The 17,164-nt window shown below is 70.1% G+C and carries 10 protein-coding genes; 6 read left to right on the top strand and 4 right to left on the bottom strand.

Going from position 1 to position 17,164, the window contains the following annotated elements:
* Positions 1–198 precede the first annotated feature (198 nt).
* Positions 199–987 carry a dienelactone hydrolase family protein gene (locus ASG87_RS18610; RefSeq protein WP_056008778.1) on the top strand — a complete coding sequence of 263 codons (789 nt, stop codon included), beginning with the start codon at positions 199–201 and terminating at the stop codon, positions 985–987.
* Between the two features lie 90 nt (positions 988–1,077).
* Here the strand turns inward: ASG87_RS18610 and ASG87_RS18605 are convergent, their stop codons facing one another.
* The 4 genes from ASG87_RS18605 to ASG87_RS18590 form a co-directional block, all read right to left on the bottom strand.
* The gene (locus ASG87_RS18605) at positions 1,078–3,558 is read right to left on the bottom strand and encodes a GH92 family glycosyl hydrolase (protein WP_056008775.1); all 2,481 of its coding nucleotides are present in this window, start codon (positions 3,556–3,558) and stop codon (positions 1,078–1,080) included.
* A 40-nt stretch (positions 3,559–3,598) separates the two neighbouring features.
* Entirely contained in the window at positions 3,599–5,059 is a 1,461-nt protein-coding gene (locus ASG87_RS18600) for a glycoside hydrolase family 125 protein (protein ID WP_056008773.1), read from the bottom strand.
* A gap of 1,098 nt (positions 5,060–6,157) precedes the next feature.
* A complete protein-coding gene (locus tag ASG87_RS18595) occupies positions 6,158–8,896 on the bottom strand; it encodes a glycoside hydrolase family 2 protein (protein ID WP_235499687.1) in 2,739 nt (912 codons plus the stop codon).
* A gap of 249 nt (positions 8,897–9,145) precedes the next feature.
* Positions 9,146–10,150: a polyprenyl synthetase family protein gene (locus ASG87_RS18590; RefSeq protein ID WP_056008770.1), complete on the bottom strand. Its 1,005-nt coding sequence runs from the start codon at positions 10,148–10,150 to the stop codon at positions 9,146–9,148.
* A 163-nt stretch (positions 10,151–10,313) separates the two neighbouring features.
* Between ASG87_RS18590 and ASG87_RS18585 the strand changes: the two genes are divergently transcribed.
* The 5 genes from ASG87_RS18585 to kdpB all read left to right on the top strand — a co-directional run bounded on the left by ASG87_RS18585 (position 10,314) and on the right by kdpB (position 17,054).
* Positions 10,314–11,522, top strand: coding sequence for an MFS transporter (locus ASG87_RS18585; protein WP_056008767.1), 1,209 nt, complete (start codon positions 10,314–10,316; stop codon positions 11,520–11,522).
* A 326-nt stretch (positions 11,523–11,848) separates the two neighbouring features.
* Entirely contained in the window at positions 11,849–12,811 is a 963-nt protein-coding gene (locus ASG87_RS18580) for a DedA family protein/thiosulfate sulfurtransferase GlpE (protein ID WP_200949150.1), read from the top strand.
* A gap of 269 nt (positions 12,812–13,080) precedes the next feature.
* On the top strand, positions 13,081–13,173 hold the full coding sequence (kdpF, locus tag ASG87_RS19685) for a K(+)-transporting ATPase subunit F (protein ID WP_082583073.1): 93 nt from the start codon (positions 13,081–13,083) through the stop codon (positions 13,171–13,173).
* The gene (kdpA, locus tag ASG87_RS18575; protein ID WP_056008761.1) at positions 13,170–14,978 is read left to right on the top strand and encodes a potassium-transporting ATPase subunit KdpA; all 1,809 of its coding nucleotides are present in this window, start codon (positions 13,170–13,172) and stop codon (positions 14,976–14,978) included. The genes kdpF and kdpA overlap by 4 nt, the downstream gene beginning before the upstream one ends.
* A gap of 3 nt (positions 14,979–14,981) precedes the next feature.
* On the top strand, positions 14,982–17,054 hold the full coding sequence (kdpB, locus tag ASG87_RS18570; RefSeq protein ID WP_056008758.1) for a potassium-transporting ATPase subunit KdpB: 2,073 nt from the start codon (positions 14,982–14,984) through the stop codon (positions 17,052–17,054).
* The last annotated feature ends 110 nt before the right edge of the window (positions 17,055–17,164 follow it).

Here is a 17,164-nt window from a genome sequence, read left to right as displayed (position 1 = left end):
CGCCGTCGGTGCGGCAGTACCCCGTCCGGCCCGTCCCGGTGGGGGGCGTGGCGATGGGCCGTAGATGTAGATATGACGGTGGAGCCGGGTGCGACTCCTGCGCCTGTGCGCCGTAGCGCTTGAACGCAGCGGCTGCCGCGCGCAGCATGCCGGATCGGCGATCGCCGCCTCCCATCCCCCGTGTCAGGAGACGTACCCATGCGTGCAGCGAAGAGTCTGTTGGCGGTGCTTTGGCTCGGCCTGGCCGCGACGGCCCAGGCCAGGATGGTGCACACGCCGGTGGAGTGGACCCAGGACGGCACGCGCTTCCACAGCGTGCTGGTCTACGACGATGCCGTCGACACCAGGCGGCCCGGCCTGGTGATGGTGCCGAACTGGTACGGCGTGAACGAGACGGCGGTGAAGAAGGCCGAGACGATCGCCGGCAAGGACTACGTGATCCTGCTCACCGACATGTACGGCGAGAAGGTGCGGCCGGCCGACAACGACCAGGCGGAGGCCGCGGTGAAGCCGCTGTACGCCGACCGCGCCCTGATGCGCAAGCGCGTCGTCATGGCGCTGGACCAGCTCCGGGTGCAGGCGAAGACGGCGCCGATCGACGCCGCCAAGCTGGCGGCGATCGGCTTCTGCTTCGGCGGTTCGGCGGTGCTCGACCTGGCGCGCAGCGGGGCCGACGTCGCCGCGGTGGTGTCGTTCCACGGCGCGTTGCAGACCGACGACCCGGCGCTGGCGAAACACATCAAGGCGCGCGTGCTGGCGATGAACGGCGCCGACGACCGGGGCACCATGCCCGACGCGGGCAAGTTCATGGACGAGATGCGCGGCAGCAAGGCCGACTGGGAGTTCGTCGTGCTCGGCAACGCGGTGCACTGCTTCACCGAGACCGACCAGCACAGCGAGGGCTGCGCCTACGACGCGCGCGCGGCCGCGCGCAGCTACCGGCTGATGCGCGACTGGCTGTCGCACGCCTTCGCCGGCAAGGACTGAACGGGCGGGTAGGCGTGCCTTGCGGAGGCCGGACGCGAGCCGGCCGTTCCGCGGTGGGCGGAAGAGCGCGCCTGCGCCCCGTTGCCGAGATCAGCCCGCCGCCCGGCCGAACGACGGCGGCCGGGCGGCGCGGGCCCTGCCGAACGCCTTGTTCGGCGTGTCGCCCATGACGAAGGCCAGCGTGCCGCCCCCGGCCAGTTCCGCATGGCTGATCCAGCTTTTCTTCCACGGCCTGCCGTTCCAGCTCACCGACTGGATATAGGCCTTGCCGGGGCCGTTGCCGGCGGTGGTGACGACAAGCGTGCGCCCTTCGCCCAGTTGCATCTCGGCGCGGTCCAGCAGCGGACTGCCGAAGACGTAGTCGCCGCTGACCGGATCGACCGCGTAGAGCCCGAGCGCGCCCATCACGTACCACGCGCTCATCTGCCCGCAGTCCTCGTTGCCGGCCAGGCCGTCCGGCTCGGCCGCGTACATCTTTTCCAGCAGCATGCGCACGCGCGCCTGGGTCTTGTGGTGGGAGCCGGTGTACGCGTACAGGTAGGCCACGTGGTGGCTGGGCTCGTTGCCGTGCGCGTACTGGCCGACCAGGCCGGCGATGTCCGGCGGCGCGTCGCCCTTCTGGCCGGAGTCGGCGCTGAACAGGCCGTCGAGCTTCTTCTCGAACGCCTTCTCGCCGCCGAACAGCGTCATGTAACGGTAGAGGTCGTGCTGGTTGAGGAAGGTGGCCTGCCAACTGTTGGACTCGGTGAAGTCGCGCCAGCGCGCGGAATGCCCGGTCGACTGCGGGTCGAACGGTTCCAGCCACCGGCCGTTCTCGCCGCGCGGGCGCACGAAGCCGGTCTTCCTGTCGAACACGTGGGCATAGTTGCGCGAGCGGGCGCGCAGCGCCCTGGCGTCTGCACGCGCGCCGGCGGCCTCGGCGATGTGCGCCACCGCCCAGTCGTCGTAGCAGTATTCCAGCGTCTTGCTGACCGCCTCGCCTTCCTTGTCGCTGGGGATGTAGCCGAGCTTGCGGTAGTACGGCAGGCCGCGGTAGTCGTCGTCCATTGCGCGCTTGCGGAACAGCGGCCACGCCTTGGCGATGTCGATGCCCTTGAAACCCTTGGCGTGCGCCTCGGCGACGACCGAGGCGGAGTGGTAGCCGATCATGCAGCCGGTCTCCACGCCTTGCAGCGGCCACACCGGCGGGCCTTCCGGGCTTTCCGCGGCCATCCGGATCAGGCCGTTGACCAGGTCGGGCACGCGCTCGCCCTGGTAAAGCGTGAGCAGCGGGTGCAACGCGCGGTAGGTGTCCCACAGCGAGTAGGTGCTGTAGTTGTGCGAGCCCTCGGGCAGCCGGTGCACCTGCAGGTCCATGCCGCGGTAGCGGCCGTCCACGTCGCTGAACAAGGTGGGCGCGAGCAGGGTGTGGTAGAGCGCGGAGTAGAAGATGCGGCGGGTCGTGTCGGAGGCGGTGTCGATGCGGATGCGGCCAAGCTCCTTCTCCCAGGCGGCGAGCGACGCGGCGCACGCGCCGTCGAAGTCCCAGCCGGGCGCCTCGGCCTCCAGGTTGCGCAGGGCGCCGTCCACGTCCACGCCGGACAGGCCGACCTTCACCAGCAGCGGCGTGCCGGCGACCTCGTCGAAGTGCAGCGCGGCCTTCAGGTGGGTGCCAGCGGCCTCGCCCGCGCCGGCGGCCAGCGGCCGGTCCTCGCTGTAGAGCGCGGCGCGGGCGAACGGGCGCGACACCTTCAGCGCGAAATGGAGGGTGCGGCCGTTGGCCCACTGGTGCACGGTGCGGCTGCCGACCAGGGTGTCTGCGCCGATCACGCGCAGGCTGGCGCCGGATACCTGGCAGGGCACCTTCGGGTCGTCGTGGTAGCCGTGCGCCAGGTCCACCAGCAGGTGGCCCTTGCCGGCCTTGCCGAAGGTGTAGCGGTGCAGGCCGGTGCGTGGCGTGGCGGTCAGCTCGGCGAGGATGTCGTGGTCGCTCAGGCGCACGCGGTAGTAGCCGGGGTGCGCCTGCTCGCTGGCGGGGTCGAAGCGCGAGCGGTAGCCGTCGCCCGGCGTGATCGCGGCGTCCACCGGCGGCTGCTGCACGCCCGCGGGCGCGGCGCCGTCGAACTGCGAGCGGTAGTTCACCTCGGGCCGGCCGCGCCCGCCCGGCTGCAGCTTCACCGCGCCCTGGGCCGGCATCACCAGTACGTCGAGCATGTCGCTGGCGCCGGTGCCGGACAGGTGCGTATGCGAGAAGCCCATGATCGAGCCGTCGCCCTGGTGGTAGCCGGAACAGGCGTCCCAGCCGAAGTCGTTGGTGTCGGGGCTGAGCTGCACCATGCCGAACGGCATCGAGGCGCCCGGGAAGGTATGGCCGTGGCCGCCGGTGCCGACGAACACGTCGACGTGGCGGGCCAGCCCGTCCGGGTTGACCGCCGCCGCTCCGCCCGGTGCCGGGGAGCCCAGGGCCTGGCCGGTGGCGGCGGCCAGCGCATCGCGGCGCCCGCCGGCGAGCGCGGCGGGGGCGACCAGGCCGGCGCCCAGCGCGGTCAGCGCCGTGGCCGTGCCTTGCAGGAATCGACGGCGGGTCACCATAGGAGTCTCCTCGGGTTCGGCGGTGGCGTGGACGCCGCGCTCAGGCGCGGCGCAGCAGGTCGGGTCGGCGTTCGGCGAGTCCGGCGACCAGCTCGCCGAACAAGGTGTTGGCCCAGGCGAACCAGGCACGGGTGAAGTGCGCCGGATCGTCCTGGTCGAAGGCTTCGTGCATGAAGCCGGTGCCGGCATGCGTGGCCTTGAGCCATTGCAGGCACTGGCGGATTTCGGCGTCGTCGCGGGCGGTGAGCGCGCGCATGACGATCGACATCGGCCAGATCATCCGCAGCCCTTCGTGCGGCCCGCCGATGCCTTCGGCGGCGCGGCCGCGGAAGAAGTACGGATTGCGCGGGCTCCAGGCCAGCGCGCGGGTGCGCCGGTAGCGTGCATCGTCCAGCGGCATCGCGCCGAGGTAGGCCAGGCTGGACAGGCTCGGCGCGTTGGCGTCGTCCATGGACAACTGGTTGCCGAAGCCGTCCACCTCGTAGGCCCACACGTCGCCGCCGCACCCGTCGCGCATGGGCGCGTATTCGTCCAGCGCGGCTTGCACCTCGCCGGCCAGCGCGCGGCAGTCGCCGGCAAAGGCCGTGTCGCGGTGGATCGCCTCGCTCATCGCGGCGAGCTGGCGCAGCGAGGTCACGGCAAAGAAATTCGCCGGCACGGACAGCGGATAGAGGCAGGCGTCGTCGGACGGCCGGAACATCGAGAAGATCAGCCCCACCGGCCGGCCGGGATTGCCATAGCCGCCCAGCGGCGGGTTCTCGGTGGCGTTGGGCGAGTTGCGCTGGAAGCGGTACGGGCCGGGGCCGTCCTTGCGCTGCTGCTCGCGGAAGGTGCGCAGCACCGCGTGCATCGCGGCGCGCCAGTCGTCGTCGAACGGCGCGGTGTCGCCGGTGGCCTTCCAGTAGCCGTGGGCGAGGCGGATCGGGTAGCACAGCGAGTCGATCTCCCACTTGCGCTCGGCCACCCCGGGGCGCATCTCGGTGAGGTCGTTCCTGGCCCACTCCAGGTGCGTGCGCGCAGCCGGGTCGGGCAGGAAGGCATTGGCGTACGGGTCGATCGCGATGCAGCGCGCCTGGCGATGGACCAGGCCGCGGAACAGCGTGCGCAGGGCGGGATCCTTCGCGGCCAGCGGCAGGTAGGGCCAGACCTGGGCGGACGAGTCGCGCAGCCACATCGCGTCGATGTCGCCGGTGACCACGAAGGTGTCCGGCTTGCCGTCCAGCGTGCCCAGGTGGACGGTGGTGTCGAGCGTGTTCGGGTAGCAGTTCCCGAACAGCCAGGCCAGCTCCGGATCGGCGATCCTCGCCCTGACACGGGCGATCTGCGCTTCCACCGCCGCGCTGGCGAAGCGGCGCTTTTCCACAGGCGGGCGGCGGCTGGCGAACCGATCCGCACCGGCTGCCGGCGGCGTGCGGGCCCATCCCGGAAGCGGCGTGCCGACCAGTCCGGCGCCGCCGGCGAAGGCCAGCATCTTCAGGAGGTCGCGGCGGCTGGTCGTCATGGCGGGCCCGGCACGTTTCGCGCCGGCGAAGGAGCGACGGGCGGCGCGGCAGCCGTGGCGGCGTACGTGGCGTGCTTGCGAAGCCTCATCGAGTCTCCCCTCTGTGCCGGCCTTCGGCCGGATGGATACCGGTACTTTCCACCTTCTCCCGCGACCTGGGCTGCTTCTGCGGCCAGGGCCCTTGTTGCCGGTCGCCGGTCGCTCGGCTTGGGTGATCTTCATGGCGCGGCATGAAGGTCATGTCCAACCCGTGCCGAAGCCACCCGACGCAGGCTTTTTATCTCGATCTAAATAATTTTTCCAACGATCAATCGACTGACGGCAATGGATTTTTTCCATGGCGTGCTGTGCGTTGCAGCAATTTGCGCCGCGAAGATTCAATCGATCTAAATCTCAGGCCGTTTCCGTGCTTGCTGCGGCGCAGCCAGCCTTGTCGGAGGCAAAGGTGCGAGGCCACGTGAGTGGCGGCGTGGTTCGCGCGGTTCGCCGTAGGGTTCGCCGTAGAAAAGACGTTGGGCGGTATGACCTGTTCGCCCATGGTCGCGGTGCGCCATCCCCTCGTCATTCCAGCGGCTTTCAACGGCCGCAGGGCCGGTCAAGCACGCAGGAGGCGCTTTTCAAAAGCCGAGGACTGGTCATCCAGCGCCTTGGCATTTCGACGGACCGAAGTCACTGGATCCCGGCCTTCGCCGGGATGACGGCGCGTTGGTGCTTCGCTCGACGCGGTGTCGCATGGGCGTTCTGGTGCGTTGGCGGCGCGTGGATGCCTTCGAGAGTGTGGATGCCTTCGAGAGTGGTGTTGCGCCGGCATGGCACCTGTCGGTTCATCGCCTTGCCTCGGAAACCCGGCTTCGGCCGGATCATCCCGACGTCCGCCCTGCCAACCCACCACGCGCGCGTCGTTCCAGCGCAAGCTGGAATCCAGCGCCTTGGCATTTCGACGGACCGAAGTCGCTGGATCCCGGCCTTCGCCGGGATGACGGCGTGTTGGCATCTTGGTGTTTCGCCGGCGATGGTGTTGCGTGGGGCCATGGGAAGCACCCATGGATGACTTGCCGGGACGACGTTGCACGGGCCTCTGCACCGGCTGCTCCCACGCTACGGTGCGGAGGCTCGGCCCGGGATGGTCGCCCCCCACAGCGAGCGCACGTGCAGCGCCTTCCGCAGCGCATCGAGGCCGGCGCGGCTATCGACGCGCAGCACGGCGGGTTCGCCCGGCAGCAGGTCGAAGGCGTTGTCGGACAGGTCGGCGTCGAGTTCGCCGAAGTCGATCCATACCTGGCGCGCCAGGTGCCTTGCGCTCACGGTGAGCGTGATGCCGCCGCCGTCGGCGGCCAGTTCGGCGTGCAGGCCCGGGTCGGCCAGCGCCAGTTGGGTGGACGGGACGAAATAGATCAGGTGACGGGCGACGGGCTTGCCGTGGTCGAGCAGGTCGAACACGGCCATGCTGCGGCGCGGATCGGCGCCCCGCAGCAGCGCCGCGTCGTCGAGCGCGGCCGCCTCGGTGCTGGAGAGCGCGGGCAGGTGGGCCGGTCGGGTGCGGTCGATCCGCGCGTGGCCGTCCATGTCGAGCACGCGGATGCGCAGTTGCGCGTCGAGCGGCGCGGTGCGGTCGGAGATCAGGAAAACCGCGGTGCGCCCGTCCCGCCGGATCGGCGCCACCCGCAGCGGTGCGTAGAAGTGCCGGGCGTGGAATTGCAGCGCCTTCCAGCGCCCGTCATGGTCGATGCTCGACCACGAGGCGCCCGGCCACACGTCGTTGAGCTGCCAGTACAGCGAGCCCATGGTGCGCGGCCGCGCGCTGCGAAGGTGGTCCACCGCCAGTTCGATGCCCTCGGCCTGCATCACCTGGCTCAGGTAGACGAAGGACTCGAAATCCTTCGGCTCGCCATAGCCGCGGCGCACGTAGCGCAGCACGCGCTCGTTGCCGTTGCCGCCGTCGTATTTCTGGTGGGCGCGCATCACCGGCGAGTCGATCGTGAGGTCGCCCGCGTCGGCGAAGCGGCGGATCGTCGCCATCGCCGGGAACGACTGCAGGCCGTATTCGGACTGGAAGCGCGGCGTGCTGTCGAGGTAGGCCTCGACCGGCCTGGCTGCGCCGGACCAGACGTCCCAGAAATGCACGTCGCCGTCGTCCGGCACGTTGGCCGGACCCTCGTAGTCGGTGCTCGGCGAGCTGGCCCAGTACGGCACCTGCGGCGAATGCTCCCTGACCGCGTCGCGCAGGGTATGGTCGAACAGTTCGCGCATGCCGTCCTCGATGCGCCTGCGCTCCGTCGGGCCGACGGACCGCGCGAAGGCCTTGCGGTCGGGCCACGATTCCCAGCCGGTCTGCACCTCGTTGTTGCCGCACCACAGCACCAGGCTGGGGTGGTCGCGCAGGCGGATCACCTGTTCGGTCGCCTCCTGCCGCACGTTGTCGCGGAAGGCGGCGTCCGCCGGCGGGATCGCGCCGCCGAACATGAAGTCCTGCCAGATCATCAGGCCGAGCCGGTCGGCCATCGCGTAGAACGCGTCGCTCGGGTAGATGCCGCCGCCCCACACGCGCAGCATGTTCATGTTGGCGTCGCGGGCGGATCGCAGCACCCGCCGCATCTGCGCCTCGCCGACGCGCGAGGGAAAGCTGTCGAAGGGAATCAGGTTGGCGCCCTTGGCGAAGATCGGCACGCCGTTGACCGCGAAGGCGAAGCCGCGGCCCCAGCGGTCCCTGTCGCGGCGCAGCTCGACCTTGCGCAGGCCGGTGCGGCGGTCGGCCTGTTCGACCGGTTTGCCGTCGACGAGCACGGTTGCATGGAAGTCGTACAGGTTTTGCGCGCCGTAGCCGGTCGGCCACCAGCGCTGCGGACGGTCGATCCGGATCGGCAGCTCGAACGCGTTTTCGCCGGCACGCAGTTCGATCTCGCGGGAGGCATGGCCGGTGCGGCCGTCCGGCGCGCGCCAGTCCACCTGCCATTGCGCCTTGCCGGCGCGGTCGGACCGTACTGCGACCTGCGCGCGCAGGTCGGCGGCCTGCGCCTCCACCCGTGCCTGGGCGATGTGGAAATCGGCCAGACGCAGCGCGTCCCAGCTCTCCAGCCGCACCGGCTGCCAGATGCCTGCGGTGACGTAGCGCGGGCCCCAGTCCCAGCCGTACTGGTAGTTGGCCTTGCGCACGTAGTTGGCGGTCTGCCTGCCCTTGGGCTCGTCGCCGAAGGCGGAGTCGAATTCGCCCGGCAGCGCATAGGGCTGCTTCAGCAACCACGGCAGCAGCCGCGCGACGGGCGAGTGCAGGGTCACCTCGAGCGTGTTGCGCCCGGCATGCAGGTACTCCTTCGCCGGCACCCGCCAGCGGCGGAACATGTTGTCGGCGGCCAGCAGCGACCGGCCGTTCAGGGCCACGTCGGCGAAGGTATCCAGCCCGTCGAACACCAGCTCCACGTGGTCGCGTCGCAGCGTCGCCGCATCGACGTCGAAGGAAAGCCGGTACTGCCAGTCGGCCAGGCCGATCCATTGCAGACGGGCCTCGTTGTCGCGCCGGAACGGGTCGGGGATCGCGCCCGCCGCCAGCAGGTCGGTGTGCACGCTGCCCGGCACGGCGGCCGCATGCCAGCCGGCGGCTTCCGGGTGTGCGCGGACGGCATCGGTGCCGGGCAGCAGGCGGAAGCGCCAGCCGGCATCGAGCGCCTGCGTGGCCGTGGCGGCGCAGGCGGCGTTGCCGATCGCCCAGGCCACGCACGCCAGGAGCCACGCCACCGGCATGCGGCACCGGCGCGGCGGCGCCGCATGGCGGATGAAGGCAGGCGGGAGGCCATCGAGGCCGTCGGAGGATGCGTCCGGGATCGGGCAGGTGCTGTCCATCGGGCCACCCTGCCATAACCCGGTATTTGCGTGGGTCAAAAATCGCGCAGGCATGGCCGCCATGGCGATGCCGTTGCGGCAGGCCGACTGCGGCGCGGTTCGGCGGCGGCCGGGCTGACCGGACCGAAAGGATCGGTGCAGGTGGACTCGAGCGGGCCCACGAAGCGGTCCAATGAAACAAACCCGCCCGATGAGCGAGCCCGATGAACCGGCCCGATGAACCAGCCCGATAAAACCGGCCCGGACGGATCAGTGGCTGCGGTTCACCGAATAGTCCGCCAGGGTGCGCAGGGCATCGCGGTAGGGCGATGCCGGCAGGGCGTCGAGCGCCTCGCACGCGGCGTCAGCGTGCCGCAGCGCGCGTTCGCGGGTGCGTTCCAGCGCGCCGGAGTCGCGGATCGCGGCGACGATGCGGTCGAGCGAGTCGAGCCCGCCGTGCTCGATCGCGTGGCGCAGCGACTGCGCCTGTTCCACGCTGGCCTTTTCCAGCGCGTAGATCAGCGGCAGGGTGGGCTTGCCCTCAGCGAGGTCGTCGCCGATGTTCTTGCCCAGGGTGTCGGCGTCGCTGACGTAGTCGAGCAGGTCGTCGGCGATCTGGAAAGCATAGCCCAGTTGCATGCCGTACTCGCGCAGCGCCTCGACCTGCGCCTGCGGCAGGCCGCCGAGGATGCCGCCCAGTTCGGTGGCGGCGGCGAACAGCACCGCGGTCTTGCGCTCGATCACCGCCAGGTAGGCGGCCTCGTCCACGTCGGCGTTGCCGATGTTGAGCAGTTGCAGCACCTCGCCCTCGGCGATGGTGTTGGTGGTGTCGGCCAGGATGCGCATCACCCGCATGTCGTCCAGCTCGACCATCAGCTGGAACGAGCGCGAGTAGAGGAAGTCGCCCACCAGCACGCTGGCGGCGTTGCCCCACAGCGCGTTGGCGGTCTTGCGGCCGCGGCGCAGGTCGGACTCGTCCACCACGTCGTCGTGCAGCAGGGTGGAGGTGTGGATGAACTCGATCACCGCGGCCAGCTTGACCTGCTGCTCGCCGCGGTAGCCGGCCGCGCCGGCGGCCAGCACGTGCAGCATCGGGCGCAGCCGCTTGCCGCCGCCGGCGATGATGTGGTCGGCGATCTGGTTGATCAGCACCACGTCGGAAGACAGCCGGTGGCGGATCAGCGCGTCCACCCGCTGCATGTCGGCGGCGGCGAGCGCGCGCACGCTGTCGAAATCGGCGGTGGGGCGGGGGGCGTCGGCAGGCATCGAGTTCATTGCGGGTCGGGTCCTCTGTGCGCCAAGTATAGAGGCCCCGGGCCGGCAAACCTGCAGCCGGACGTCATGGGCGGCCCGCGACACGCCGCCGCAAGCCCGGCGCGGAGCCGGTCCGTATAATCGGGCCGATGTCCGGCACACCCTTCCCGTCAGGATCACCCCGTTGAGCAGGCTCAACCGCATCGAGCGCCGCAGCGCGCTGGCACTGGCCTGCGTGATCAGCCTGCGCCTGTTCGGGCTGTTCCTGGTCATGCCGGTGTTCTCGCTGTATGCGCAGAAGCTGCCGGACGCGACGCCGCTGCTGATCGGACTGGCGCTGGGCGTGTACGGGCTGGGCCAGGTGCTGCTGCAGATTCCGCTGGGCCTGTTGTCCGACCGCATTGGGCGCAAGCCGGCGATCACCCTGGGGCTGCTGGTGTTCGTGGCCGGCGGCCTGGTGGCGGCGCTGTCGCATACGCTGGCCGGCATCGTGGCCGGCCGCGCGCTGCAGGGCATGGGCGCGGTGGCTGGCGCCGGCACCGCACTGATGGCCGATCTCACCCGCGAGGAACAGCGCGGCAAGGCGATGGGCATCATCGGCGTGTCGATCGGCGTCGCCTTCCTGCTGGCGCTGGTCCTGGGGCCGCCGCTGGAAGCGCTGGACGGCCTGTCCGGGCTGTTCGCGGCCACCTCGGCGCTGGCGCTGGCCTCGCTGGTGCTGCTGTGGCTGATCGTGCCGACGCCCGAACGCGCGCAGGCGCCGGCGGCCGCCACCTTCGGCCGCGTGCTGGCGATGCTGCGCGACGGCCGCATGCTGGTGCTGAACGGCTCGGTGTTCTTCCTGCATGCGCTGCTCACCGCGAGCTTCGTCGGCCTGCCGCTGCTGCTGGCCGAGCGCCTGCGCCTGCCGGTGAACCGCCACTGGGAGCTGTACCTGCCGGTGATGGTGATCGCCGCCCTCGTGATGGGCGCCTGCATGCACCGGATGAAGGAAGTGCGCCAGAGCCTGCGCATCGTGATGCTGTGCGTGGTGGCGATCGGGCTCTCGCTGGTGGGGTTCGCCGTGTCCGGCGCCCACCTGGCCTGGCTCGGCGTGGCGGCCACGGCGTTCTTCTCCGCCTTCAACCTGCTGGAGGCGGCGCTGCCCAGCCTGGTCTCGCGGCTGGCGCCGGGCCACCTGCGCGGCGCGGCGATGGGCGCGTACTCCACCAGCCAGTTCCTCGGCGCCTTCGTCGGCGGCGCGGTCGGCGGCCTCGCGCTGGGCCGGCTGGGCACCGGCGGGGTGTTCCTGTGCGCCGCGGCGCTGACCCTGGCATGGCTGCCGCTGGTGATCGCCGGCGCGCGCAGGATCGACCGCGCGGCCGCCGCGCAGGCGCAGGCGCAACCGGCCTGAAAGCAGGTTCACGATCCATCCGTCAGTCCAGCCGCTTCTTCGTCATGCCTGCGGCTTTCGACGGCCGAAGGCTGGTCGTCCAGTGGCTTGATCCGCCAAAGGCGCTGGATCCCGGCCTTCGCCGGGATGACGTTTCATGGGGGATGCCTGGAAATCGTGAACAGGCTTTGCAGCCTTCGCGCAGGGCCGCTGAAGGCGCGCGCAATGCCCGCGGCGGGGTGCCGCGGCTGGCTGTGCGACCGCCTGGGCGCGAGGTTTGCAATCGCCCGGGCAAGCTCCAATCATGGCCGCATCGCGTCACGGGTAGCGTACCGATGGCCCACGAAATCATCGTGCTGATCGCGCAGTACGGCTTGCTGCTGGTGTTCTTCAACGTGCTGGTGGAGCAGGCGGGCGTGCCGGTGCCGGCGGTGCCCACCCTGGTCGTGGCAGGTGCACTGGGCGCAAATGACAGGTTGCCGCTGGCCGGCGTGGTACTGGCTGCGGTTCTCGCCTGCCTGCTCAGCGATCTGCTCTGGTATTGGGCAGGCCGCCGCTTCGGTTCCAGGGTGATGCGCACGATCTGCCGCATCTCGCTGTCGCTGGATTCCTGCGTGAAGCAGTCCGAGCTGCACTTCCAGCGCTGGCGAGGGCGGGAGTTGCTGATCGCCAAATTCGTGCCGGGACTGTCTACGGTAGCCCCGCCGCTGGTAGGCGCGATGGGCTTGCGCGCCGGCACCTTCGTGCTGCTGGACGGCCTGGGCTCGTTGCTGTGGGTGGGCGTCGCGGTCGGGCTTGGCTACGCGTTCACCGCCCAGGTCGACGGTCTGCTGGCCGCTCTGGCCAGTGCCGGCACGGTCGCGTTCGAATTGCTGCTGGTCTTGCTGGCGCTCTACATCGCCGCCAAGTGGTGGCAGCGCCGGCGCCTGCTGGTGGCCTTGCGCATGGCCCGCATCACCGTGGAGGAACTGAACCAGTCCATCGCGGAGGGGCGGGCCCCGGTGGTGGTCGACGTGCGTTCGCAGGCGGCGCGCCAGCTCGACACGCGGGTCATCCCCGGCGCCGTGCTGGCCGATCTGGAGGGTATCGGCCAGGTGCTGCAAGGCGTTCCGCCGGATCGCGAGCTGGTGATCTACTGCAGCTGCCCGAACGAAGTATCCGCGGCCAGGGCGGCCAAGCTGCTGATGGCGATCGGCTACCACCGGGTGCGCCCGCTGCTGGGCGGGCTCGATGCGTGGGACGCCGCGGGGTACGGCGTCGACCATCTGCCGTCGGCCGCTCCGCAAGCGGCGCTGACCGGTTGCACATGACCGTCTGAGCGGCGACCCGCCGGTTCGCCGGAAAACTTTACGCGTTCTATACGCGAAGCGGCCGAAGCGATACCCCGTTCTTATGCGGCACTTCCTACAGTGCGCGCCGTCTTCCCCATGAGCCGGCGCCGATGGATGTCGTCTACCTGCTGTTCCTGTTCGTGCTGTGCGCCGCGGCGCTCGGCTTCGTGCTGATCTGCGACCGGCTCGGGCCGCGCAAGTGAGCGCGCCCGCCTTCCGCCCCGCCTTCCCCGCGTGAGATTCCCGCCATGAACGTTCTCTACCTCATCGCCGCGCTGATCGCGGTGGCCCTGGTGGGCTACCTGTGCGTGGCCCTGCTCAAGCCGGAGTGGTTCGAATGACCGCCAACGACATCCTGCAGGTCGGCCTGTTCCTGGCCGTGTTGCTGCTGCTGGTCAAGCCGGTCGGCAACTACATGGCGCTGGTGTTCGCCGATGCGCCCAACCGCGTCACCCGCTTCGGCGGCCGCGCGGAGCGCGGCATCTACCGGCTGTGCGGCATCCGGCCCGACGAGGACATGGGCTGGAAGCGCTATGCGCTGGCGATGCTGCTGTTCAACGTGCTCGGCCTGCTGGCCGTGTACCTGTTGCAGCGCGTGCAGCAGTGGCTCCCGCTGAACCCGCAGCACTTCGCCGCGGTGTCGCCGGACTCGGCGATGAACACCGCGATCAGCTTCGCCAGCAACACCAACTGGCAGGGCTACGGCGGCGAGTCGACGATGAGCTACCTGACCCAGATGCTCGGCCTGGCGGTGCAGAACTTCCTCTCCGCGGCCACCGGCATCGCGGTGCTGGTGGCGGTGGTGCGCGGCTTCGCCCGGCGCGGCGCGAAGGCCATCGGCAACTTCTGGGTCGACCTCACGCGCAGCACGCTGTACGTGCTGGTGCCGCTGTCGCTGCTGATGAGCCTGCTGCTGGTGTCGCAGGGCGTGGTGCAGAACTTCAAGCCGTACGTCGACGTGCCGGTGGCACAGGCCACCAGCTATACGGAGACCGTCAAGGATGCCGCCGGCCATCCGCAGAAGGATGCTGCCGGCCACGAGATGACCCGCGACGTCCCGGTCGTCACGCAGACCCTGCCGATGGGCCCGGCCGCCTCGCAGATCGCGATCAAGCACCTGGGCACCAACGGCGGCGGCTTCTTCAACGCCAACTCGGCGCACCCGTATGAGAATCCCACGCCGTTCTCCAACTTCATCGAGATGCTGGCGATCTTCCTGATCCCGGCGGGGCTCTGCTACACCTTCGGCCGCATGGTGGGCGACCGGCGGCAGGGCTGGGCGATCCTCGCCACGATGCTGCTGATCTTCGTACCGCTGACGCTGGGCCTGGTCGCGGCAGAGCAGGCCGGCAACCCGGCGCTGCACGGGCTGGCGGTGGATGCGCACGCCTCGGCGCTGCAGGCCGGCGGCAACATGGAAGGCAAGGAGACGCGCTTCGGCATCGCCTCCAGCGGCCTGTTCGCGGCGATCACCACGGCCGCCTCGTGCGGCGCGGTGAACGCGATGCACGATTCGCTCACGCCGCTGGGCGGCCTGGTGCCGATGTGGCTGATGCAGCTCGGCGAGGTGGTCTTCGGCGGCGTCGGCTCGGGGCTGTACGGCATGCTCGCCTTCGCCGTCGTCGCCGTATTCATCGCGGGGCTGATGGTCGGCCGCACGCCGGAATACCTGGGCAAGAAGATCGAGGCCCACGAGATGAAGATGGCCAGCCTCGCGGTGCTGCTGCCGTGCGCGCTGGTGGTGATCTGCACCGCGGTCGCCGTGCTGCTGCCGGCCGGCGTGGCGGGCGTCGCCAACCCCGGCGCGCACGGCTTCAGCGAGATCCTGTACGCGGTCAGCTCGGCCTCCAACAACAACGGCAGCGCGTTCGGCGGCCTCTCGGCGAACACGCCGTTCTGGAACGTGCTGCTGGGGCTGTGCATGTTCCTCGCGCGCTTCCCGCTCGCCATCGCGATGCTGGCGATGGCCGGCTCGCTCGCCGCCAAGCGCCACGTGCCCGAGTCCGCCGGCACGCTGCCCACGCACACGCCGCTGTTCGTCGCGCTGCTGGCCTGCGTGGTGATCGTGGTGGGCGCGTTGACTTTCCTTCCCGCATTGGCCCTCGGGCCGATCGTCGAATCCCTGCTGTCCGCTACGGGGCATTGATCCATGACTTCGCAAACCCATGCCGCCCGCGGTTTCGACCGCGAGCTGGTTCTCACGGCGCTGGCCGATTCGTTCCGCAAGCTGTCGCCGCGGCTGCAGTTCCGCAACCCGGTGATGTTCGTGGTGTTCGTGTGCAGCGTGCTGACCACCGTGCTGTGGGTGCAGGCGCTGGCCGGGCACGGCGAGGCGCCGACCGGCTTCATCTTCTGGGTCAGCCTGTGGCTGTGGTTCACCCTGCTGTTCGCCAATTTCGCCGAGGCGCTGGCGGAGGGGCGCGGCAAGGCGCAGGCCCATGCGCTGCGCAGCTCGCGCAAGGACGTGCTCGCGAAGAAGCTGGCATCAGCCGACCGCAACGCCGCGATCACCTTCACGCCATCCAGCGAGTTGCGCAGCGGCCACCACGTGCTGGTCGAGGCGGGCGAGCCGATCCCGGGCGACGGCGAGGTGGTGGCCGGCGCGGCCAGCGTGGACGAGAGCGCGATCACCGGCGAGTCCGCCCCGGTGATCCGCGAGTCCGGCGGCGACCGCAGCGCGGTCACCGGCGGCACCCGTGTGCTGTCGGACTGGCTGGTGGTGCGCATCACCAGCAATCCCGGCGAGAGCTTCCTCGACCGCATGATCGCGATGGTGGAAGGCTCCAAGCGGCGCAAGACGCCGAACGAGATCGCGCTGACCATCCTGCTGGCCAAGTTCACCCTGATCTTCCTGCTCGCCTGCGCCACCCTGCTGCCGTATTCGATCTACAGCGTGCAGGCGGCCGGCGGCGGCAACCCGATCACGCTGACCGTGCTGGTCGCGCTGCTGGTCTGCCTGATCCCCACCACCATCGGCGCGCTGCTTTCGGCGATCGGCATCGCCGGCATGGACCGGATGATCCGCGCCAACGTGATCGCCACCTCCGGCCGCGCGGTCGAGGCGGCAGGCGACGTCGACGTGCTGCTGCTGGACAAGACCGGCACGATCACCCTGGGCAACCGCCAGGCGGTGGCCTTCCACCCGGCGCCGGGGGTGGAGGAAAGCGTCCTCGCCGAGGCCGCGCAGCTCGCCTCGCTGGCCGACGAGACGCCCGAAGGGCGCAGCGTGGTGGTGCTGGCGAAGGAAAAGTTCGGCCTGCGCGAGCAGCCGCTCGAGGCCCTGCACGCGCAGTTCGTGCCGTTCACCGCGCAGACCCGCATGAGCGGCGTGGACAGCGACGCGCGGCGGATCCGCAAGGGCGCCTTGGATGCGGTGGAGAAATACCTGGACGGGCAGGGCAGCCACCTGCCGCCGATGGTCAGGCGCCTGGCCGAGGACGTCGCCCGCCGCGGCGCCACGCCGCTGGTCGTCGCCGAGGGTTCGAGCGCGCTGGGCGTGATCGAGCTGAAGGACATCGTCAAGGGCGGCATCAAGGAGCGCTTCGCCGAGATGCGCAAGATGGGCATCAAGACCGTGATGATCACCGGCGACAACCCGCTCACCGCCGCCGCCATCGCGGCGGAGGCCGGGGTGGACGACTTCCTCGCCGAGGCCACGCCGGAAGCCAAGCTCAAGCTGATCCGCGACATGCAGGCCGAGAACCGGCTGGTGGCGATGTGCGGCGACGGCACCAACGACGCGCCGGCGCTGGCGCAGGCCGACGTGGCGGTGGCGATGAACACCGGCACCCAGGCCGCGAAAGAGGCCGGCAACATGGTCGACCTCGATTCCAACCCGACCAAGTTGATCGAGGTGGTGGCGATCGGCAAGCAGATGCTGATCACCCGTGGCGCGCTGACCACCTTCTCCATCGCCAACGACATCGCCAAGTACTTCGCGATCATCCCGGCCGCGTTCGCGACGACTTATCCCGCGCTCAACGCGCTCAACGTGATGCGCCTGGCGACGCCGCAGAGCGCGATCCTGTCGGCGGTGATCTTCAACGCGCTGATCATCGTGTGCCTGATCCCGCTGGCGCTGAAGGGCGTGAAGTACCGCGCGCTCGGCGCCGGCGCGCTGCTGCGCCGCAACCTGCTGGTCTACGGCCTGGGCGGCATGGTCGTGCCGTTCCTCGGCATCAAGCTGATCGACATGCTGCTGGTCCTGTGCGGACTGGCCTGATTCCCTTTGCTCGTCATTCCGGCGAAGGCCGGAGTCCAGTGGCCTCGTCGCATCAACGATCCTGGATCCCGGCCTTCGACCGGATGACGACTCCCTTCCCTGGAGCGCTG

The organism is Frateuria sp. Soil773, assembly GCF_001428405.1.
In the GTDB taxonomy this organism is placed as follows: Bacteria; Pseudomonadota; Gammaproteobacteria; order Xanthomonadales; family Rhodanobacteraceae; genus LMSL01.
The sequence above is the reverse complement of the archived record's forward strand: the minus strand, read 5'-3'. Positions and strand labels throughout refer to the sequence as shown.